Consider the following 19,619-nt stretch of genomic DNA (forward strand, 5'->3'; position numbering starts at 1 on the left):
GTGGCCGCCCTCTCGAGCGCCGCGACCGGCGCGGTGACCCTCGCCAAGACCATGGGCGCGCTGGCCCTGCTGCAGGCCACGCTGCCGGTCGACCTGGTCGTCACCGGCGTCGCCGCCGCGCGCGGGCGGGCCGCCCGCTGCGCCCGACCCGACCCCGGCGCGACCGCGGCGGAGCGACGTACGGTGCTGGTCAGCGGGGGGAAGATGACCAAGGCGCTGGAGATCGCGCGGCTGATGCACCTCGCGGGGCACCGGGTCGTCATGGTCGAGACCCGGCGCTACCGGCTCACCGGCCACCGCTTCTCGCGCGCCGTCGACGCCTTCCACGTCGTGCCCGACATCTCCTCGCCCGACTACGCCGCGGCGCTGCTGCGCGTGGTGCGGCAGGAGGGCGTCGACGTCTACGTGCCGGTCTGCTCGCCGGCCGCGAGCATCGCCGACGCCGAGGCCAAGCGGGTCCTGGAGCCGCACTGCGAGGTGGTCCACCTCGACCCCGACGACCTGCGCCGCGTCGACGACAAGCACCTCTTCGCCGAGTCGGCGGCTGCGCTCGGCCTCGCGGTGCCCGACACCCACCGGATCACCGACCCGCAGCAGGTGCTCGACTTCGACTTCTCGCGCTCCGCGCGGCCCTACATCCTCAAGTCGATCCCCTACGACCCCGTGCGCCGCCTCGACCTCACCCGCCTGCCGCTGGCGACCCGCGAGGAGACGGCCGCCCACCTGGCGCGGCTCCCGATCTCCCCGGAGCACCCCTTCATCCTCCAGGAGTTCGTGGAGGGCGAGGAGTACTGCACCCACGGCACCGTGCGCGACGGGCGGCTCCAGGTCTACATCTGCTGCCGCTCCTCGGCCTGGCAGCTGACCTACGAGATGGTCGACAAGCCCGCGATCCGGGAATGGGTCGAGACCTACGTCGCGGCCCACGGCCTCACCGGGCAGCTGTCCTTCGACTTCATCGAGGACGCCGAGGGCGTCGTGCGGGCCATCGAGTGCAACCCGCGCACCCACTCCGCGATCACCCTGCTGCACGGCCATCCCGGCGTCGCGGCGGCCTACCTCGACGACGACGCCCCCGCCGTCGAGCCGCCCCTGGGCGGTCGGCCCACCCACTGGACCTACCACGAGCTGTGGCAGGGGCTGCGCCACCCGCGCACCCTGCCGGGCCGGTTGCGCACCCTCGCGCGCGGCCGCGACGCCGTGCTCGACCCCGCCGACCCGCTGCCCTTCCTCATGCTCCACCACGTGCACGTGCCGTCGCTGCTGCTGCAGAACCTGCGCCGGCTGCGTCCGTGGACCAAGGTCGACCTCAATATCGGCAAGCTCGTCGAGCCGGGAGGCGACTGACGTGGCAGAGCACAGCACCGGACCCTTGCGGGTGCTCCACCTGGCCGGCTCCGCCGAGGACGACTTCCTCGCCGACGTCTCCCTGCTCTACGCCCGCGACTGCCTCACCGCCGTCGCCGACCCCGAGCGCTACGTCGCGCTCGTCGCCCACGTCAGCCCCGACGGGTCGTGGCGCTTCCCGGCCGACCTGTCGCCGGCCGCGCTGGCCGCTGCCGACCCGGTGCCCTTCGCCGAGGCCGTCGGCGTGGTCGCCGGGCTGGGCGTCGACCTGGTCGTGCCGCAGATGTTCTGCCTCTCGGGCATGACCCACCACCGCGCGCTGCTGGAGCTGCTCGGCCTGCCGTACGTCGGCAACCGGCCGGCCGTGATGGCGCTGGGCGCCGACAAGGCGCTGGCCCGCGCGGTGGTCGCCGCCGCCGGCGTCAGGGTGCCCGAGGCCTACGTCGTGCCCGGCGGCCCCGAGGCCGGGGCGGCCGACCTGGCCCTGCCGGTCGTGGTGAAGCCCGTCGCGGCCGACAACTCGGTCGGGGTGAGCCTGGTCCACGAGCAGGGCGACCTGGCCGCGGCGGTCGAGGCCGCCCGCGAGCACGGTGGGCGCGCGCTGGTCGAGACCTACGTGCCGCTGGGGCGCGAGGTGCGCTGCGGCGTGATCGAGGTCGACGGCGAGCTGGTGTGCCTGCCGCTGGAGGAGTACGCCGTCGACACCGACACCAAGCCCGTGCGCGACCAGGCCGACAAGCTGCGCCGCGCCGACGACGGCGACCTCGCCCTGGTGGCCAAGGACGCCGAGCACGCCTGGATCGTCGACCCCGAGGACCCGGTCTGCGAGCGGGTCTGGGCCGCCGCGCGGCGGGCCTACCGCGCGCTCGGCTGCCGCCACTACGGCCTCTTCGACTTCCGCATCGACCCCGACGGCGAGCCGTGGTTCCTGGAGGCCGGCCTCTACTGCTCCTACGCCCGCACCAGCGTGGTCGCGGTGATGGCGCGGGCGGCCGGCATCGACCTGCCGCAGCTCTTCCGCCTCGCCGCCGACGACGCCCTCGCCCACCCCTGACCCGACCGCCTGACCCGACCGCCCGACGCGACCGCCTGACCCGACCGACCGCCCGACCCCGAGGAGAACCCCGTGGAGACCCAGATCCTGCACCCCGTCGGCGCCCGCGTCAGCGACGTCGCCCTCGACGACCCCGGCCTGCGCGCCGCGCTGCCGGGTCTGCTGGCCGAGCACGGGGTGGTGGTGCTGCCGGGCCAGGAGGTGGGCAACGAGGAGTTCCTCGCGTTCCTGCGCTCGCTGGGCGAGCTGACCTTCACCCGGGGCGAGACGCCCGTCGAGGGCCACCCCGACCTCAACCTCATCAGCAACGTGGGGCGCGAGACCCCGCCGCGCAGCACCTTCCACGTCGACACCAGCTACGTCGCGCGGCCCCCGGCGTACACCGCGCTGCGCGCCGTGAGCATCCCCGAGCGGGGCGGGGCCACGCAGTTCACCAACCAGTACCTCGCGCTGGAGTCGCTCGACCCCGACCTGCGCGAGCGCGTCGAGGGCCGCACGATCACCCACGTCGTCACCGGTGTGGAGCTGGAGGAGGACGACGAGTCCGCGGCCGAGCACCCCGTCGTGCGGCCCCACCCCGTCACCGGCCGGCCCTCGCTCTACCTCACCACGCTGTCGCGGTGCGCCGCGGTCAGCGGGCTCGACGAGGAGGAGTCGGCGTCGCTCGTGGCGCGGCTCTACGAGCACTCCACGCGCCCCGAGAACACCCTCGACCACACCTGGGCCCCCCACGACGTGGTCATCTGGGACAACGCCTGCGTGCTGCACCGCGCCGACCACTCCGGCGTCGTCGGCGACCGCGTCATGCACCGCGGCATGGTCGCCGACCACGCCGTGACCGCCTGAGTCGACCGGCTCAGCCCCGCGGCGCGGCCAGGACGCCTCCCGGCATCCGCACCACGACCGTGACGCCCTCGCCCGGCCGGGCGTCGAGCTCGATCGAGCCGCCCCAGGCCTCGGCCATGCGCTGCGCCGCCGCGAGCCCCAGGCCCAGCCCCTGGTCCTCCCGGTGCAGCGAGAGCGACGACTTCGCGAAGGGCCGGCCGAGGGCGGCCACGTCCTGGGGCGGGATGCCCTGGCCGCTGTCGGAGACGATGATCTCCACCGTGCTCTCGTCGGCGAGCCACGCGGCCACGAAGACGTCGGTGCCCGCGGCGGAGAACTTGGCCGCGTTGTCCACCACCCGCTCGAGCACCTCGCGGACCTCCGCCGCCGGTGCCAGCACGAGGAGCCCGGGGGGTGTGGGGGCGCGGCGCACGGCGATGCGGTGCCCGTGGCGGTAGGTGCGCCCCGAGGCGGTCTCCGCCACCAGGTCGAGGACGCCGTCGAGGTCGGAGGAGGGCCGGACGCCGCGACCGTCGGGCGCGCCGGCGTCACCGGCCTCGGTGCCCGCGCTGACGAGGGCCACCGCGTCGGTGGCGACGCGCCCGAGACGCTCCGTGGCGGCCTGCATGCGCTCCAGGACGCGCTGCTGCTGCGGGGTCAGCGGACCGGGGCGTCCGTCCAGGAGCATCTCCACGGCCACCATCAGCACGGTCAGGGGCGTGCGTAGCTCGTGGGACAGCAGGGTCACCGCAGCGGTCGTGCGGGCGTCGAGGTCCTCGGCCGCCCGCTCGGCCTCGGAGGGGGCGGTGACCCCGTCGAGCGCCACGGCCAGGCCGTCGGCGGCCCGGCGGAGCAGTCGACGGTCGGCCGCCGTCCAGGCCCGTGGGGCCCGCGACCAGGTCACCAGGTGGCCCAGGTCGGCTGCCCCTGCCCCCTGCACGGACACGGCGCCGAGGGCGCCCATCGCACGCGGCCGGCCGCGGTGGTCGTGGAGCGTGGGGTTGGCCGTCGTGGTGCGCCGGTCGTCGGTGGGCTCGGCGCCCAGCTCGGCCCAGGCCGCGACCGGGTCCGAGCCGCCCCCCGGCTGCTGGAACCACGCCGAGTCGGTGCCCAGGGCGCCGCGCAGCCACTCCGCGGCCACCGCACCGAGACTCTCGCGGCTCACCGGACCGTCGGCGCGGGCCGCCTCCAGGCGGCGACGGAGCGCGTCGTGCCCGGTCGGCGCCGCAGTGTCAGCCACGGGTCGGCGCGTCGGAGGAGGACCGGGCCAGCCAGGAGCCGATCGCCCGCGCGGTCGAGGCCGCCACCTCGTCGAGGCGCTGGAGCGCGGCGCCGGCCCCCGACCGCTCCAGGGCGGTCGTCGTCGCGGCCAGGCGCCGGGCGCCGACCTGGGCGGCCGCCGAGCGCAGGGCGTGGCACGCCCTGCGCAGCTCCTCCTCCTGGCCCGCGGACGCGGCGTCGTGCACGGCCGCGACGCGGGCGCCGAGGCCGGCGACCAGGTCGCCCAGCACCTCCCGCGCGAGCGGTGCGCCCACGGCCTCGACGAGGTCGCCGGCGGCCAGCAGGGGCTCGACGTCGGCGTCGCTCGACGGGCACGGAGGGTGCATGGGAGAAGGTCATCACGACGGCGGCGTCGTGGAGCGGAATTTGACGAATTCTTGAGCCCGCATGTGCTGCTGCGCGTGGTGCGGCCTGCCGATCATGGGCCCGTGGACGACCTCACGACCCGACTCTCCCGCACCGCCCGCGCCACGGTCCGGGCGGCCGCTCCGCTGGTGCTGCTGCTCGCGCTCGGCTCGGCCTGCTCGCAGGCACCTGACGCCCCGGGCTCCGCGGCCGGCGCCCCGCCCGTGGCCGAGGTGAGGACGCTGGCCCCGGCCACGCTGGAGCCGGGCGACGAGGTGCCCGCGCCCACCGGGCCCGTGGTGCTCACCATCACGGGCGGTTCGGTGCACAACGTGGGCGACCGGCTCGAGCTCGACCGGGCCCTGCTCGACCGGCTGGGCTCGGTGTCCTACGAGGCCGACGACGACCAGGCCACCGGTGGCCGCCGCACCTTCTCCGGCCCGCTGGTGGCCACGCTGCTGGAGGTGGCCGGAGCCGGTGACGCGACGGTCATGGCGACCCACGCGATCAACGACTACACCGCCGACGTCCCGGTCTCCGACGCGTCGGCGTACCCGCTCATGCTGGCGACCCGCACCGACGGTGAGCCGATGGACGTGGCGGGCTACGGGCCGACGCGCTTCGTCTACCCGACCGAGGGCGCCCCCGAGCTCGACAGCCCCGAGTACGACGCCCGGTGGGTATGGCAGCTCGACCGGATCACCCTGCGATGAACCCCCGGCCGCTCGCGGGTGGAGCGCCTGCACGCGGCCGCCGGAGCCGGTGGGCGCCGAGCGTGCCCGGCGCGGTGCTCCTGGCCCTGGCGCTGTCGATGCTCGTGGTGACCCTGGTGCTCTCGGTGGCGACCCTGCGCCAGGTCGGGCTGCTCTCGGGACGCGTCGGCGACACCCAGGCCATCGTCGACGCCAACGTCAGGACCCTGACCCAGGTGCAGCGCGAGCTCCTGCTGCTCGACACCATGCTCGCCGACGGCGCGAGCGCCGACGAGCTCGACCTCCAGGGGCAGCTGGTGAGCCAGCGGGTGCAGGAGGGCTCGCTGTCCTACCAGGAGCAGACCCTGCGCGCCGAGGACCTGCTGGCCCTCGCCCGCGCCGACCAGCGGCGCTGGGACGACGACCTCCTCCCCAGGCTCGAGGCCCTGGGCGACGTCGCGGACCGCCCCGGCGCCGAGGGACCGGCGGTGCGGGCGCTGCGGCAGGACGTGATGGAGCTGGAGAGGTCCTACAACCAGCTCGTCTCCGACGGCGAGAACAACCGCAAGGCCCAGGCGGGGCTGGCCAACGACGACGCCGAGCGTCTGCTGTCGGGGGCGCGGCTCATGGTCGGCGGTCTCTTCGCGACCTTCGCCCTCGGCCTGCTCGCGCTGGTCCTCGGCCTGGTCGTGGCGCGGCGCGCCTCGCGGCAGCGCGAGGCCGACCGCGAGGCCCTGGTGACGCTGAACCAGGACCTCGAGCGCTACGCCCACATCGTGCACGCCACCTCGACCATGGTCGTCTGGACCGACGTGCGCGGGCGCATCATCTGGGTCAACCCCGCCTTCGAGGCCGAGACGGGCTGGGCGCTGGCCGAGGTGGTGGGACGCTCGCCGGGTGACTTCCTGCAGGGGCCGGGCACGGACCCCGCCACGGTGCGGGAGATGGGGGAGCGGCTGCGGCGCGGGGAGCGCTTCACCGCCGAGGTGCTCAATTACCACCGCGACGGGCACGAGATGTGGGTCGCGCTCGACGTGACCCCCCTGCGGGAGGAGGCCGCGCAGGGAGACGGCGCGCTCACCGGGTTCGTGGCCGTGCAGTCCGACGTCACCGAGCGCCGCGAGGCGTCGGCGCTGCTGGAGGTCGCCCGCCGCGAGGCCGAGGCGACAGCCGCCGACCGGGCCGCCTTCCTGGCCACGATGTCGCACGAGATCCGGACCCCGCTCAACGCGGTGCTCGGCCTGACCGAGCTCCTGGCCGCGGGCGAGCTCGAACCCGAGCAGCGCGACTTCGCCCTCACCGCCCAGCGCAGCGGGCGGCACCTGCTGAGCCTGGTCAACGACATCCTCGACTTCTCCGCGCTCGACGCCGGCGGGGTGACCTCCTCGGAGGCGGAGCTGTCGCTGGTCGAGACCGTGGACGACGTGGCGGCGATGTTCGCCAGCGAGGCGCAGGGCAAGGGGCTGGAGCTGCAGGTGCGGCGTACCGCCTCGGCGCCCGACCGCGTGCGCGGTGACGTCGTCCACCTGCGCCAGGTGCTGGTCAACCTGGTGGGCAACGCCGTGAAGTTCACCGACACCGGGAGCGTGGCCGTCGAGGTGTCGCGCGACAGCGAGGGCGCCGTCGTCCTCGAGGTCCGTGACACGGGGATCGGCGTGCCGCAGTGGCGCATCCCCTCGCTCTTCCAGCCCTTCACCCGGGGCGACGTGTCCGCCACCCGGCGCCACGGCGGCACCGGGCTCGGCCTCGCCATCTCGCGCGGCCTCGCGCGGGCGATGGGCGGCGACATCTCGCTGACCTCGGTGCTGGGGGAGGGCACCACCGTCACCGTGCGGCTCCCCCTGGCGCCCGTCGGTGCCGCCGAGACCGCGGCGCCCCCGGTCGGTGCCGCCCTCACTACCGACGTCGGGGCCGCGCTGCGGGTGCTGGTCGCCGAGGACGACCCGATCAACCAGAAGGTGATCACGGCGATGCTGCGGCGCTGCGGCCTCGACGCCGTCGTCGTGCCCGACGGTCTCGCCGCGGTGGAGGCGGTGCGGTCGGCCGCGGGCCGGGGCGAGCCCTTCGACCTCGTCCTCATGGACATGCAGATGCCGGTCATGGACGGGATGGAGGCGACCCAGGTCGTCGCCCTCGAGCACCCCGGCCTGCCCGTGGTCGCACTCAGCGCCAACGTCCTCCCTGCCGACCGCGACCGCATGCTCGCAGCCGGCGCGGTCGGCTACCTGACCAAGCCGGTCAGCCTCGCCTCCCTGCTCGACGTGGTGCGGACCCACACCGGGGTCGCCGCCCGCTAGCCCGTCGCGGTGGCGCGCTCGGCGAGCCGTACGGCGACGTGGCGCACCAGGGCGGTGGTCTCGGGGTCGGCGGCGGCCTGCTCGGGCACGAGGCCGCCGAGCAGGGCGGCGGGACGGGTCAGCCACGCCCAGGCGCGCCACGGGTCGGTGCCGGCCCCGAGCAACGTGGTCAGCACCGCGGCGAGCTCGTCGCGCACCCTCCCCGCCGCGTCGAGCTGGAAGGCCGGCACCATCGCCTGCTCCCGGCTGACGACGAGCAGGCGGTGGGCACCCGCCGCCTTGTGCACGTCGAAGCGGGTGGCCTCCAGCGTCGCCCCTCGCAGGGCCGCCAGCGACGCGTAGTCGTGCCACGGGCTCGCCACCAGCTCGGCCCGCACCCGCGCCTGCTGGGCCAGCTGCACCAGCGGCACCGGCACGGCGTGCTCGGGCTCGTCGCCCTCGGCGTGCAGCAGCCTGTCGAGGTCGGCGAGCTGGTCGGCTCCTAGCGGCTCCCCGGTGCGCGGGTCGGTCCACCGCGCGTGGCCGTCGCCGTCGCGGTGGAGCGTCGGCAGTCCGGCCGCCCCCAGCTGGTCGGCCAGCCCCAGCCGCTCCAGCCAGGCCGCGAGGCGCTCGCTGGTCTCCGCCGGGCTCTCCTCGCCCGTCATCGGGCCTCACCAGTCAGGGGGCACGTCATGGGGCAAGCCTGCCTCACCCTCCCTGGACCGCTCGGCTCAGCCGGTGCGGACCGGCGTGGTCGAGCCGTGGGGGCTGGTCCCAGTGCGGCGGTCGACGGGCTCCGGCGGTGGTGGGGTCGAGGTCGATCACAGGTCACACCTAGACCGTGGTGCCGTGCAGCGAGCGGCGCCGGGTGGTGGTGGCGACGGCGCCGGGGCCCTCGACGGTGACGGTGCCCGATGGTGTCCGGTGCGGCCCGTGGGTCGGCCCGGTGGCCGGCGTCGGTGAGTGGCGGGAGACGACACCTGCGGCGGCCCTCGACCCGTCGTACGCCGCCACTTCTCGGGCGGGCCGGCCGGTGCTGGGGGCCCTCGCGGTGACCGAGCGTGCGTAGTGGCGGGAGACGACACCTGCGGCGGGCGTCGACCGGTCGTTCGCCGCCACTTCTCGGGCTGGCCGGCCGGGGACCGGGGGCAGCCCCGCGTGGCGGGTCTGCAGCGCTCGCGGTGACCGCGCGTGCGCAGTGGCGGGAGACGACACCTGCGGCGGCCCTCGACCGGTCGTACGCCGCCACTTCTCGGGCGGGCCGGCCGGGGACCGGGGGCAGCGCCGCGTGGCGGGTCTGCAGCGACCGACCGACCGGGGGCCGGGTGCCCGTGACCCCTACCGACCACTCGGACACCGACGGGTCACGACGCGACGATCCAGAGGAGCGACGGTCGCCGGCGTGGTTCCTGAGGAGCGAGCGCAGCGAGCGTCTCGACGGGCTCCCTCCTCGACCACCGGGGTCGTGGGGCCGCCCGGGCGACCGTCGCGCGGCGGTGTGACGGTCGACGTCACAGTCGGATCCGGGGGAGCGACCTAGGTCACAGCCGTATCCTGTGACCTCACAGCGGATCGGTCCCTACTGCGGTTTGGCGGGGCCCGTGATGCTGGTGCAGGGCGCAGGTGCGCCCGTCCTCGGCGCGCGACCTGCGCGCCGTCCCTCTCGCATCAGGAGTGAGCAGTCATGAGGAAGTTCCGGGTCGCCGTGGTCGGTGCCGGTCCCGCGGGCATCTACGCGGCCGACATCCTGACCAAGGAGCACGAAGGCGCGAGCGTCGACGTGATCGAGCGGCTGCCTGCGCCGTACGGCCTGGTCCGCTACGGCGTGGCGCCGGACCACCCGCGGATCAAGGAGATCGTCAAGGCGCTGCGGCGCGTGCTCGACCGCGACTCCATCCGCTTCCTCGGCAACGTCGAGTACGGCCGCGACGTCACCCTCGACGAGCTCAAGCGCCACTACGACGCGGTGATCTTCTCCACCGGCGCCATGTCGGACCGCTCCCTCGACATCCCCGGTGTCGACCTCGAGGGCAGCCACGGCGCGGCCGACTTCGTCAGCTGGTACGCCGGGCACCCCGACGTGCCCTCCGAGTGGCCGCTCGACGCCCGCTCGGTGGCCGTCATCGGCGCTGGCAACGTCGCGCTCGACGTCGCCCGCATGCTGGCCAAGCCCGCCGACGAGCAGCTGACCACCGAGATCGCCGACAACGTCTACCAGGGCCTCAAGGCCAACCAGGCCACCGACGTGCACGTCTTCGCGCGCCGCGGCCCCGCGGAGATCAAGTTCTCCCCCATGGAGCTGCGCGAGCTCTCCCACTCCCCGAGCATCGACGTGCTCGTGGAGGAGGAGGGCTTCCAGATCGACGACGACGGCCAGTCGCGCATCAGCAGCAACAAGGGCGTCCGCCTCGTGGTCGACACCCTGCTCAAGTACCTCGAGGCCGAGCCGACCGGCGCCCAGCACCGCATCCACATCCACATGTGCCACGCCCCGGTCGAGATCCTCGGCGAGGACGGCAAGGTCGTCGCGATCCGCACCGAGAAGACCGAGATGGACGGCACCGGCAACGCCCGCGGCACCGGCGAGTTCGTCGACACCCCGGTCCAGGCGGTCTACCGCGCGATCGGCTACCGCTCCTCCAGCCTGGCCGACGTGCCCTTCGACGACGTCCGTGGCGTGGTGCGCCACGACGGCGGACGGGTCGTCGACGAGGACGGCATCCAGCTCACCGGGCTCTACGTCACGGGCTGGGTCAAGCGCGGGCCGGTCGGTCTCATCGGCCACACCAAGTCCGACGCCAGCGAGACCGTGCGCCACCTGCTCTCCGACCTCGAGAAGACCCCCGCCCCCGAGGTGAGCGATCCCGAGGGCATCGTCGAGCTCCTGCTCGACCGCGGCGTCGCCGTCACCACCTGGGAGGGCTGGGAGCGTCTCGACGCCCACGAGGTCTCGCTGGGCGAGGCCTCGGGTCGCGAGCGGATCAAGGTCGTCCCGCGCGAGGAGATGCTGCGTATCTCCCAGGGCGCCGCCCCCCAGGGCTGAGCGCTACGGCACCAGGTCGAGGACCCGCATGGCCCGCGCGGCCATGCGGGCCTCGCCGAGCGCGTTGGGGTGCACGATGACCGGGTTGGTGCCCTGGAGCACCGGCTCGATCCAGCGCACGCCGGCCTCCTGGCAGGCGTCGTGGCCCTCGGAGACCCGGTTGAGGTTGACGTACGTCGAGCCGGTGGCCGCCGCCGCGCGACGCACGGCGTCGTTGAGCGTGGCCTGGAGGCTGCGCAGGTAGGGCACGTCGCCCTCGGCGACCGGCATCTGGTCGAAGCACCCGCCGGTGCGCGGCAGGATCCACGGGTAGCCGAGGATCGCGACCTCGGCGCGGGGCGCGCGACGCGCGACCTGGCGCAGCACCTTCACGATCGCGGGGTAGGTCGTGTCGCGGATCGTGTCCTCGTAGCTCGAGCCGAACTGGTCCTTGCACGGACTGCCCTGGCCCAGCGACAGCACCCCGAGCGCGCCGCAGGACAGGATCGAGCCGATGAAGACGCCGCTGTCGTTGCCGCCGATGGTCATCGTGACCAGGCGGGTGCGCCGGTCGAGCGCGTCGAGCTGCGGTGCGACGCCGGGGTACTGGCCCTCGGCGTAGTCGCCGGTCTCCGCGCCGCCGCAGGTCACGTCGACCAGGCGCGCACCGGTGCGCTCGGCGATGAGGTGCGGGTAGTTGAGCGTGGAGCGCAGGCACTGGGGCGGCGCCGTCGGGTCGGGCGGCAGGACGCCTGAGGCGGCGCTGTAGGAGTCGCCGAGGGCGACGTAGCGCCCCCCGTCGACCAGGGCGCCGCGCAGGTCGCGCCGGCCGTCGCGGTCCGTGGCCGAGCCGGTGACGGAGGCGGTGGCGGGAGCCACGAGCAGGGTCGCGGCCAGCGCGAGGACCGCGGCCAGGACGGGTGCCAGGACGGCAGGGCGGGCGGGCGTGCGTGGGCGCATCGGGTCTCCGTCGACGGGGGGACGGGCGAGGTGGTGCCCGTCACAGCGTTCTACGGGGCGCTCCCGCCCCCGTCAAGGGCTCGAGGAGGTCACGGTCCCGCCGAGCACCTCGGCCACGAGGTCGCGCTGGTAGTCGTCGTAGGCCGCACGCGCCCGCGCGGCCGGCCAGGCGTGCGGCTCGAGCGAGGCGGGGAGCAGGGGGTCGGCGGCGAGGTGGCGCACCAGCCGCGCGGCGAGGGCGAGCCGGGTCGCCGGCGTGGCCGCCTCCGCGAGGGCGGCCGTCGTCCGCTCCGCCTCCTCCGCCCAGCCCCGGAGGTCCCACAGGCGGGCGGCGAGCGCTGCGGGGTCGTCGTCGGGGCGGGCGCGGAAGAGGGTGGTGGTCGGGTCGGCGGGGGTGGGGCGCTCGAGGTTGGCGGGGCGGGTCCAGACCCCCTCCCGGAGCTCGGCGAGACGGGCGGCGGCCATCCGGGAGCGCAGGGCGGAGCGCTCGGTGCCGGGGCGTCCGGCCACGGTGACCACGACCATCTCCCAGTCGCCGTCCCACGCTGCGGCGCGCGCGGTGTGCTCCTGGCGCTCGCGGCGCTCGACCAGGCGGCGGCCCAGACGGTGCTCGGCGCCCTCGCGGGTGACGTCGCCGGCGGCGACCGCACGGCTCAGGGCGACGCGCACCGTGGCGGGCGCGATCCCCAGGTGCTCGCCGGCCCCGACGAGCTCGGCCCCGGTCATCGGTCGCGGGTGGGCCCCGAGCAGGAGGCTCAGCACCACCGAGCGGGCGGGGAGCGGCTTGACCTCGGGCACCGGTCGAGTCAACCACAGGAGCATTACGCCTCTGGACACGACTGTCACGCCAGACGTAATGTCCGTCGCCCGACGCGTCGATCCCAGGAGGGCCCATGACCACGACCCACGAGGTGCTCAACCAGGTGCCGCCGCTGGTCGGGCACGACACCAGCGACGACGCCGCCCTGCGCGAGGGCCTGGAGCGCGAGGGGGCCGGGTGGGCGCTCGGCGAGGTCTCCGCCCTGGGCCGTCTGGCCGGGAGCGGCGAGGCGCAGGAGCTCGGCCGCCTCGCCGAGCGCCACCGCCCGGTGCTGCACACCCACGACCGCTACGGCCACCGCATCGACGAGGTCGTCTACGACCCGGCCTACCACGAGCTGATGCGCACCGCCGTCGCGCACGGGCTGCACGGCGCCGCCTGGGCCGACGACCGCCCGGGCGCCCACGTCGCGCGCGCGGGCCGCTTCATGGTGTGGAACGTCGACGCCGGCCATACCTGCCCGATCTCCATGACCTACGCCGTCGTGCCCGCCCTGCGCGCGCACGCCGACCTCTCGGCGCGCCTCGAGCCGCTGCTCACCGGGCGCGACTACGACCCCGTCCTGCGCGACCCCGACACCAAGCGCGGGCTCATCGCGGGCATGTCGATGACCGAGAAGCAGGGCGGCTCCGACGTCCGCGCCAACACCACCACGGCCACACCGCAGAGCGACGGCACCCACCTGCTGGTCGGCCACAAGTGGTTCACCAGCGCGCCCATGTCCGACGTCTTCCTCACCCTCGCCCAGGCGCCGGGCGGTCTCTCGTGCTTCCTCGTGCCGCGGGTCCTGCCGGGCGGCGCGCGCAACCCGCTGCGCCTCGTGCGGCTCAAGGACAAGCTCGGCAACCGCTCCAACGCCTCCAGCGAGATCGAGTACGACGGAGCCGTCGGCTGGCTCGTGGGCGAGGAGGGGCGCGGCGTGCGCACCATCGTGGAGATGGTCAACATGACCCGTCTCGACTGCGTCATCGGCTCCGCGGCCGGCATGCGCGCGGGCCTGGTGCAGGCCGCCCACCACGCCCGCCACCGCGCGGCCTTCGGTCGCCCGCTGCTGCAGCAGCCGCTGATGCGCAACGTGCTGGCCGACCTGGCGGTGGAGTCGGAGGCCGCGACGACGACGATGCTGCGCCTGGCCGGAGCCAACGACCGCGCCGTGCGCGGCGACGAGGGCGAGGCGGCGCTGCGCCGCATCGGCCTGGCCGTGACGAAGTACTACGTGTGCAAGCGCGCGCCCGTCGCGGTGGGGGAGGCGCTGGAGTGCCTCGGCGGCAACGGCTACATCGAGGACTCCGACCTGCCGCGGCTCTACCGCGAGATGCCGCTGCTCTCGATCTGGGAGGGCTCGGGCAACGTCGCCGCCCTCGACGCGCTGCGCGCCCTGGGGCGCGAGCCGCACACCCTCGACGCGTTCCTCGGCGAGGTGGAGCTGGCCGCGGGCGCCGACCGCCGCTTCGACGACGCCCTGGCCCGGCTGAAGAAGGAGCTGACCTCCTTCGACGACCTCGAGGTGCGTGCGCGGCGCGTGGTGGAGCAGCTGGCGCTGGTGCTCCAGGGCTCGCTGGTCGTGCGGCACGCCCCCGCGGCCGTCGCCGACGCCTTCTGCGCCTCGCGCCTGGGGCGCGACTGGGGTGGGGCGCTCGGCACGCTGCCGCCCGGTCTCGACCTCGACCCCGTCGTCGAGCGCGCGCTCGTCGAGGTGCCCTGACCCGTCGAGCCCTGACCCGTCCGGACCCGGGTCAGCCCTCCAGGGAGCGGCCGGCCGACGCGGTGACGCCGCGCAGCAGGTCGCGCAGGGCCACGGCCTGCTCGGCGGTGACCCCCAGCGCCTCCGCGACCCGGCACTGCACCCGCTCGGCCTCCGGTCGCATCGCCTCCCCGGCGGCGGTGAGGGCGACCAGCACCACCCGCTCGTCGGCGGTGCTGCGGCGGCGGGTGACCAGGCCGGCCTGCTCCATGCGGCGCAGCAGGGGCGTCAGTGTGGCGTGGTCGAGGCGCAGGGTGGCGGCCAGGTCCTTGACCGCGCACTCGTCGCGGCCCCAGAGCACGACGAGCACGAGGTACTGCGGGTAGGTGACCCCGAGGTCCTCGAGGATCGGCCGGTAGGCGGCCGTCACCGCCCGCGAGGCGGCGTAGAGGTCGAAGCAGAGCAGGGCGTCGAGCTCGTGCCCGACCGCGACGGTCCCGGAGGTCGTGCCCGACGTGGTGCCGGACGTGGTGCCGGACGTGGTGCCGAACGTGGTGCCGAACGTGGTGGAGGACATGCTTGCATCTTACTCGTGGGCAGGTATGTTGTGTGCAAGACATCTTCGTCGACCGAAAGGAACAGCACATGCCCACGCGCACCGCTCGCACCGCCTGGAACGGCACCCTCGAGGACGGCTCCGGCCAGGTCGAGCTCTCCAGCTCCAAGGTCGGCACCTATGAGGTCTCCTTCCCCAAGCGCGCCGCTGACGAGGCCGGGGGCACCACCAGCCCCGAGGAGCTCATCGCCGCCGCGCACTCCGCCTGCTACGCCATGCAGCTCTCGGCCTTCATCGCCGAGGCCGGCGGCACCCCGCAGGCCCTCGACGTCAAGGCCGACGTCTCGCTCGGCCCCGACTCCGCCAACGGCGGCTTCAAGCTCACCGGCATCACCCTGACCGTGCGCGGCGAGGTCGACGGCCTCGACGCCGCCGGCTTCGCGAAGGCCGCCGACGCGGCCAAGGCCGGCTGCCCGGTCAGCAAGGCCCTCACCGGTGTCGAGATCACCCTCGACGCCGCGCTCGAGGACTGAGCGCTCCACCAGCTCCACCAGCCCGGGGCCGGTCGCCGCGACCACCGCGGCGACCGGCCCCGGTCCACGTGGTGCCCCGGTCGGCACGGCGGGTCCTCGACACGCGACGATGACCCCATGCGCCTCTCCTGGACCCTGCACCGCGACGGCCGCACCGTCGCCGACGACGAGATCGTGCGGCCCGAGGAGCGGCTGGCCTGGCCGCTCACGATCGGCCTGGGCGCCCAGCACGTCGTCGCGATGTTCGGGGCGACCTTCCTGGTGCCGCTGCTGACGGGCTTCCCGCCCACCACCACCTTGTTCTTCTCCGGCGTCGGCACGCTGCTCTTCCTCCTCGTCACGGCCAACCGGCTGCCGAGCTACCTCGGCTCGTCCTTCGCCTTCATCGCGCCGATCCAGGCCGCCACGGCCACCGGCACCCTGGGCAACGCCCTCTTCGGCGTGCTGGCCGTCGGGCTCACCCTCGCCCTGGTCGGCGTGGTCGTGCTCGTCACCGGCACCCGCTGGATCGAGGCGCTCATGCCGCCGGTGGTCACGGGCGCGATCGTGGCCCTGATCGGCCTCAACCTCTCCGGCGCCGCCACGGCGAACGTCCAGCTCGCGCCGTGGACGGCCACGATCACGCTGGCCGCCGTCATCGTCGTCGCCGTCGGCCTGCGCGGGCTCGCCGCGCGCCTCTCGGTGCTGCTCGGGGTGGCGGTCGGCTACGTCGTGGCCGCGCTGGCCGGCGCCGTCGACCTCGGCCCGGTGCGCGACGCGGCCTGGGTGGGCCTGCCCGACTTCTTCGCCCCGGAGCCGAGCTGGAGCGTGCTGCCGGCCTTCCTGCCCGTCGTGCTGGTGCTCGTGGCGGAGAACGTCGGCCACGTGCGCACCGTGGCCCACCTCACCGGTGACGAGTCGCTCAACCGGCTCACCGGCCGTGCCCTGCTCGCCGACGGGATCGCCACCACGCTGGCCGGCTCCGCGGGCGGCTCGGGCACCACGACCTACGGCGAGAACATCGGCGTCATGGCCGCCACCCGGGTCTACTCCACCGCGGCCTACTGGGTCGCCGGCGTCGTCGCGCTCGTGCTCAGCCTGTCGCCGAAGTTCGGCGCGCTGGTCAACACCATCCCCGCCGGCGTGCTGGGCGGCGTCACCGTGGCGCTCTACGGCCTCATCGGCGTCATCGGCGTGAAGATCTGGATCGACAACCGCGTGGACTTCTCCCGCCCGGTCAACCAGCTCACCGCGGCCGTCGCGCTGGTGATCGGCATCGGGAACCTCACCCTCGGCGGCGAGGACGTGCTCGTCACCGGCATCGCGCTCGGCACCGTCGCCGCCCTCGTCGTCTACCACGGCGCCACCGCGCTGGAGCGGCTGCGCGCGTGAGCGGCGGGTTTGAGGTGCCCCCGCCGGTGGCAGGAGGTGGCCTATGACGCCCGTCACCGAGACCCCGCGGCGGGTCACCGCCCCCGTGCGCCGGCTGGTCAACGCCCCCCTCGCCCTCGTCGTCGCCATCGTCGTCGTCTGGGTCGGCTGCTCGATGGCCTACGCGGTGCTGGAGGACCGCGGCCCCGTCGAGTCGCTGTGGTGGGGCATCGTCACCGGGTCGACGGTCGGCTACGGCGACTCCTACCCCTCCTCCACGGCCGGGCGCGGCGTGGCCAGCGTCCTCATCGTCACCATGCTCCTGCTGGTGCCGATCGCGATCGGCCACGTCATCGCCGGCCTCGTCGTCGACCGCGACCAGTTCTCCCACGACGAGCAGGTCGCGCTGGCCGAGACCGTCGAGTCGCTCCACGACCGCGTCGAGACCCTCGAGCACCTGCTGCGGGCCAGCCTCACCGACGTCCACGGGAGCGCCTGGGTCGAGGAGCACCTGCGGGAGGCCGCCTCCCGCGAGAGCGCCCACCACGACGTCGACGACCGCATGCTCGCCACCTTCCACGGCACGCCCGCCACCTCCGCGGCCACCACCTCGGCGCCCGCCACCTCTCGCACGAAGGACCGCCCATGACCTCCCGCCCCGGCACCACCACCCGCCGCATGCGCTCGGCCGGCGTCTCGATCGGCGTCACCGCGCTCATGGCCGCCGGACTCACCGGCTGCTCGACCTCCGCCGACTACGCCGCGGTGTGCGTCGACCCCGACACCCAGGAGCGCGTCGACGACGACGAGTGCGACGACGACTCCGACTACAACGGCACCGGGTCGGGCTTCTTCTGGTACTACCTCGGCGCCAGCTCCCGCGTGCCGGGTGTCGGCAGCCCCGTCTCCGGCGGCACCTTCAACGGCTCCTCGCTCAGCGGCAACGTCCAGCGCGGCGGCCTGCCCAGCAGCGGCGGCACGTCGGTCAAGAGCGTCACCAAGACCGGGGGCTTCGGCGGCGTCAGCCGCGGCATCTCCTCCTGACCGGCCCGACCCGCCCGGCCCGACCCGCCCGGCCCGACCCGCCCGGCCCCGCCGCGCACCCGCCCTGCTCGTCGTACCGAACCCCTAGGAAGAACTCATGCTGGAAGCCCTGCTCGTCGCCCTCGGGCACGCGATCGTCTACGCCCTGGCCGCGGGCGTGCTGCTCGTCGTCGCCTACTACGTGCTCGACCTCGTCACCCCGGGCCACCTCGGCAGCCACCTGCGCGGCATCGACGAGACCGGCGCGGAGTCGGTGCACGCCGCCTCGCGCTCGGCCGGGCTGGTCACCGCCTCCTGGCTGGTCTCCAACGCCCTGGTGCTCTTCACCGCGATCTGGACCAACGGCGAGACGTCGCTGGGCTGGGCCCTGGTCTGGACGCTGTGCTTCGGCCTGCTCGGCGTGGCCCTCAACGCGGTGATGTTCTTCGTCGTCGAGGCGCTGACCCCCGGCGACCTGCGCACCATCGTGTGCGAGCCCGGCCCGGTGCGCCCGCTGGCCTACGTCGCGGCCGCGTCGGCGATCTCGGTGGCGCTGATCGTCTGCGCCAGCATCGCCTGATGTGGCGCCACGCGTCGCGCCCGCGCCCGGAGTGGGAGCGCATCGTCACCGAGCAGGGGCTGATCTTCCCCGTCACCCCGACCCCCGAGGGCCGCACGGTGCCCTACTGGAACGAGTCGGCGTGGTACGAGGTGACCCTCGACGAGGTCGAGCTGCTCGAGGCCGCCACCGAGGAGCTGTGGGCGATGTGCGTCGACGCGGCCGGCCACATGGCCGCGACGATGACCGACGAGCGCCTCGGCCTGCCGCCCGGCAGCCTCGCGCTCGTGCGCCGCTCCATCGAGCGCGGCGACCCCGCGGTCTACGCCCGCTTCGACCTCGCCTACGGCGCCGACGGGTCGGTGAAGATGCTCGAGATCAACGGCGACACCCCCACCGGCCTGGTCGAGACCGGCGTCGTGCAGTGGCGCTGGATCGAGGACGTCATGACCGACATCGACCAGTGGAACTCCGTCCACGACCGGCTGGTGGCCCGCTGGCGCGACCTGCTCGTCTCCGGTGAGCTCGAGGGCGACCACCTGCACTTCCTCTACGACCTCGGCGGGGAGGGGGAGTACGACGGCGGCGAGATGGAGATGACCGTCCACTACCTCATGGACTGCGCCGTGCAGGCCGGCTGGACCGTGATGGCCCACCCCATCGGCGAGGTCGGCTGGAACCCCGACACCCGCGACTTCCGCGATGTGCACGACCGCCCGATCCGCAACGCCTTCAAGCTGTACCCGTGGGAGGACATGCTGGGCGAGGAGTTCGGCCGGCTGCTGCTCGACGAGGCCGAGACGACCCCGGTGCGCTGGTTCGAGCCGGCGTGGAAGGTGCTGCTGAGCACCAAGGCGATCCTGCCCGTGCTGTGGGAGCGCAACCCGGGCCACCGGCTGCTGCTGCCGGCCTACTTCGACGAGCCCCGCGACCTCGAGGAGTGGGTGGCCAAGCCGCTGCACGGGCGCGAGGGCGACAACGTCACCGTGCACCTGGCCGAGGGCCACGAGCAGACCAAGCCCGGCCCCTACGGAGCCGAGGGCTTCGTCTACCAGCGCTACTACCCGCTGCCGGTCTACGGCGGCAACTACGTGGTGCTCGGTTCCTGGGTCGTCGACGGGCAGGCCGCCGGCATGATCGTGCGCGAGTCCGACGGCATGGTCACCGACTACTTCAGCCGGGTCGTGCCCCACGCCATCAGCGACGGGCTCAGCCCCGACGACGCCACCGTGCGCGGCTGGCTGGCGACGCGTACGCCGGTCACGCCGCCGTCGCTGCCGCCGGGCTGACCC

Annotated in this window: 19 protein-coding genes; 13 read left to right on the forward strand and 6 right to left on the reverse strand. The window is 74.6% G+C overall.

Translation table 11 applies throughout. The features are described 5' to 3' along the window. The 3 genes from LPA27_RS04485 (at position 1) to LPA27_RS04495 (ending at position 3,247) form a co-directional block, all read left to right on the forward strand. Positions 1 to 1,347 (forward strand): hypothetical protein, encoded by a 1,347-nt coding sequence (locus LPA27_RS04485; protein ID WP_228941659.1) that lies wholly within the window; start codon positions 1 to 3, stop codon positions 1,345 to 1,347. Position 1,348: 1 nt separating this feature from the next. Further along, complete coding sequence (locus LPA27_RS04490; protein WP_228941660.1) at positions 1,349 to 2,401, forward strand: D-alanine--D-alanine ligase family protein; 1,053 nt, start codon at positions 1,349 to 1,351, stop codon at positions 2,399 to 2,401. A 72-nt stretch (positions 2,402 to 2,473) separates the two neighbouring features. Next, positions 2,474 to 3,247 carry a TauD/TfdA dioxygenase family protein gene (locus tag LPA27_RS04495; RefSeq protein ID WP_056863224.1) on the forward strand — a complete coding sequence of 258 codons (774 nt, stop codon included), beginning with the start codon at positions 2,474 to 2,476 and terminating at the stop codon, positions 3,245 to 3,247. Between the two features lie 10 nt (positions 3,248 to 3,257). On the opposite strand, the gene LPA27_RS04500 is transcribed toward LPA27_RS04495, so the two are convergent. Together LPA27_RS04500 and LPA27_RS04505 are read right to left on the reverse strand one after the other, a co-directional pair. Next, complete coding sequence (locus LPA27_RS04500; protein ID WP_056903252.1) at positions 3,258 to 4,466, reverse strand: sensor histidine kinase; 1,209 nt, start codon at positions 4,464 to 4,466, stop codon at positions 3,258 to 3,260. After that, complete coding sequence (locus LPA27_RS04505) at positions 4,459 to 4,833, reverse strand: Hpt domain-containing protein (protein WP_228941661.1); 375 nt, start codon at positions 4,831 to 4,833, stop codon at positions 4,459 to 4,461. Before LPA27_RS04505 ends, LPA27_RS04500 begins: the two co-directional genes overlap by 8 nt. A gap of 102 nt (positions 4,834 to 4,935) precedes the next feature. On the opposite strand from LPA27_RS04505, the gene LPA27_RS04510 reads away from it, so the two are divergent. Both LPA27_RS04510 and LPA27_RS04515 read left to right on the forward strand, forming a co-directional pair. Further along, positions 4,936 to 5,565, forward strand: a complete 630-nt coding sequence (locus tag LPA27_RS04510) for a molybdopterin-dependent oxidoreductase (RefSeq protein WP_228941662.1) — start codon at positions 4,936 to 4,938, stop codon at positions 5,563 to 5,565. Positions 5,566 to 5,627: 62 nt separating this feature from the next. Continuing rightward, entirely contained in the window at positions 5,628 to 7,841 is a 2,214-nt protein-coding gene (locus tag LPA27_RS04515; RefSeq protein WP_228941663.1) for a PAS domain-containing hybrid sensor histidine kinase/response regulator, read from the forward strand. On the opposite strand, the gene LPA27_RS04520 is transcribed toward LPA27_RS04515, so the two are convergent. Then, the gene (locus LPA27_RS04520) at positions 7,838 to 8,485 is read right to left on the reverse strand and encodes a hypothetical protein (RefSeq protein WP_228941664.1); all 648 of its coding nucleotides are present in this window, start codon (positions 8,483 to 8,485) and stop codon (positions 7,838 to 7,840) included. The genes LPA27_RS04515 and LPA27_RS04520 overlap by 4 nt on opposite strands. A 1,019-nt stretch (positions 8,486 to 9,504) precedes the next feature. Between LPA27_RS04520 and LPA27_RS04525 the strand changes: the two genes are divergently transcribed. Then, on the forward strand, positions 9,505 to 10,863 hold the full coding sequence (locus tag LPA27_RS04525; protein ID WP_228941665.1) for an FAD-dependent oxidoreductase: 1,359 nt from the start codon (positions 9,505 to 9,507) through the stop codon (positions 10,861 to 10,863). Between the two features lie 3 nt (positions 10,864 to 10,866). Here the strand turns inward: LPA27_RS04525 and LPA27_RS04530 are convergent, their stop codons facing one another. After that, entirely contained in the window at positions 10,867 to 11,802 is a 936-nt protein-coding gene (locus LPA27_RS04530; RefSeq protein ID WP_228941666.1) for an SGNH/GDSL hydrolase family protein, read from the reverse strand. A 72-nt stretch (positions 11,803 to 11,874) separates the two neighbouring features. Next, positions 11,875 to 12,600, reverse strand: coding sequence for a PaaX family transcriptional regulator C-terminal domain-containing protein (locus LPA27_RS04535; RefSeq protein ID WP_228941667.1), 726 nt, complete (start codon positions 12,598 to 12,600; stop codon positions 11,875 to 11,877). 95 nt (positions 12,601 to 12,695) lie between these two features. Here LPA27_RS04535 and LPA27_RS04540 point away from each other — a divergent pair, with 95 nt between their 5' ends. Further along, positions 12,696 to 14,327, forward strand: coding sequence for an acyl-CoA dehydrogenase family protein (locus LPA27_RS04540; protein ID WP_228941668.1), 1,632 nt, complete (start codon positions 12,696 to 12,698; stop codon positions 14,325 to 14,327). Positions 14,328 to 14,358: 31 nt separating this feature from the next. On the opposite strand, the gene LPA27_RS19340 is transcribed toward LPA27_RS04540, so the two are convergent. Then, complete coding sequence (locus LPA27_RS19340) at positions 14,359 to 14,883, reverse strand: MarR family transcriptional regulator (protein ID WP_324251239.1); 525 nt, start codon at positions 14,881 to 14,883, stop codon at positions 14,359 to 14,361. Positions 14,884 to 14,951: 68 nt separating this feature from the next. On the opposite strand from LPA27_RS19340, the gene LPA27_RS04550 reads away from it, so the two are divergent. The 6 genes from LPA27_RS04550 (at position 14,952) to LPA27_RS04575 (ending at position 19,616) form a co-directional block, all read left to right on the forward strand. Further along, positions 14,952 to 15,395, forward strand: coding sequence for an OsmC family peroxiredoxin (locus LPA27_RS04550; RefSeq protein WP_056863233.1), 444 nt, complete (start codon positions 14,952 to 14,954; stop codon positions 15,393 to 15,395). A gap of 117 nt (positions 15,396 to 15,512) precedes the next feature. Further along, a complete protein-coding gene (locus tag LPA27_RS04555; RefSeq protein ID WP_228941669.1) occupies positions 15,513 to 16,766 on the forward strand; it encodes a uracil-xanthine permease family protein in 1,254 nt (417 codons plus the stop codon). A gap of 43 nt (positions 16,767 to 16,809) precedes the next feature. Beyond that, the gene (locus tag LPA27_RS04560; protein WP_056863235.1) at positions 16,810 to 17,394 is read left to right on the forward strand and encodes a potassium channel family protein; all 585 of its coding nucleotides are present in this window, start codon (positions 16,810 to 16,812) and stop codon (positions 17,392 to 17,394) included. After that, a complete protein-coding gene (locus LPA27_RS04565; RefSeq protein ID WP_056863236.1) occupies positions 17,391 to 17,789 on the forward strand; it encodes a hypothetical protein in 399 nt (132 codons plus the stop codon). Before LPA27_RS04560 ends, LPA27_RS04565 begins: the two co-directional genes overlap by 4 nt. Positions 17,790 to 17,886: 97 nt before the next feature. Further along, positions 17,887 to 18,348 (forward strand): DUF350 domain-containing protein, encoded by a 462-nt coding sequence (locus LPA27_RS04570; protein WP_056863237.1) that lies wholly within the window; start codon positions 17,887 to 17,889, stop codon positions 18,346 to 18,348. Then, positions 18,348 to 19,616 (forward strand): glutathionylspermidine synthase family protein, encoded by a 1,269-nt coding sequence (locus LPA27_RS04575; RefSeq protein ID WP_228941670.1) that lies wholly within the window; start codon positions 18,348 to 18,350, stop codon positions 19,614 to 19,616. Before LPA27_RS04570 ends, LPA27_RS04575 begins: the two co-directional genes overlap by 1 nt. The last annotated feature ends 3 nt before the right edge of the window (positions 19,617 to 19,619 follow it).

It is taken from the genome of Nocardioides sp. Leaf374 (assembly GCF_916862475.1).
Classification (GTDB): Bacteria; Actinomycetota; Actinomycetes; order Propionibacteriales; family Nocardioidaceae; genus Nocardioides; species Nocardioides kribbensis.

Excerpts from the sequence above, each read along its gene's own strand:
- LPA27_RS04505 (WP_228941661.1), bottom strand. The coding sequence starts at position 4,833 with ATGCACCCTCCGTGCCCGTCGAGCGACGCCGACGTCGAGCCCCTGCTG.
- LPA27_RS04520 (WP_228941664.1), bottom strand. The coding sequence starts at position 8,485 with ATGACGGGCGAGGAGAGCCCGGCGGAGACCAGCGAGCGCCTCGCGGCC.
- LPA27_RS04525 (WP_228941665.1), top strand. The coding sequence starts at position 9,505 with ATGAGGAAGTTCCGGGTCGCCGTGGTCGGTGCCGGTCCCGCGGGCATC.
- LPA27_RS04530 (WP_228941666.1), bottom strand. The coding sequence starts at position 11,802 with ATGCGCCCACGCACGCCCGCCCGCCCTGCCGTCCTGGCACCCGTCCTG.
- LPA27_RS04540 (WP_228941668.1), top strand. The coding sequence starts at position 12,696 with ATGACCACGACCCACGAGGTGCTCAACCAGGTGCCGCCGCTGGTCGGG.
- LPA27_RS19340 (WP_324251239.1), bottom strand. The coding sequence starts at position 14,883 with ATGTCCTCCACCACGTTCGGCACCACGTTCGGCACCACGTCCGGCACC.
- LPA27_RS04550 (WP_056863233.1), top strand. The coding sequence starts at position 14,952 with ATGCCCACGCGCACCGCTCGCACCGCCTGGAACGGCACCCTCGAGGAC.
- LPA27_RS04555 (WP_228941669.1), top strand. The coding sequence starts at position 15,513 with ATGCGCCTCTCCTGGACCCTGCACCGCGACGGCCGCACCGTCGCCGAC.
- LPA27_RS04560 (WP_056863235.1), top strand. The coding sequence starts at position 16,810 with ATGACGCCCGTCACCGAGACCCCGCGGCGGGTCACCGCCCCCGTGCGC.
- LPA27_RS04565 (WP_056863236.1), top strand. The coding sequence starts at position 17,391 with ATGACCTCCCGCCCCGGCACCACCACCCGCCGCATGCGCTCGGCCGGC.
- LPA27_RS04570 (WP_056863237.1), top strand. The coding sequence starts at position 17,887 with ATGCTGGAAGCCCTGCTCGTCGCCCTCGGGCACGCGATCGTCTACGCC.
- LPA27_RS04575 (WP_228941670.1), top strand. The coding sequence starts at position 18,348 with ATGTGGCGCCACGCGTCGCGCCCGCGCCCGGAGTGGGAGCGCATCGTC.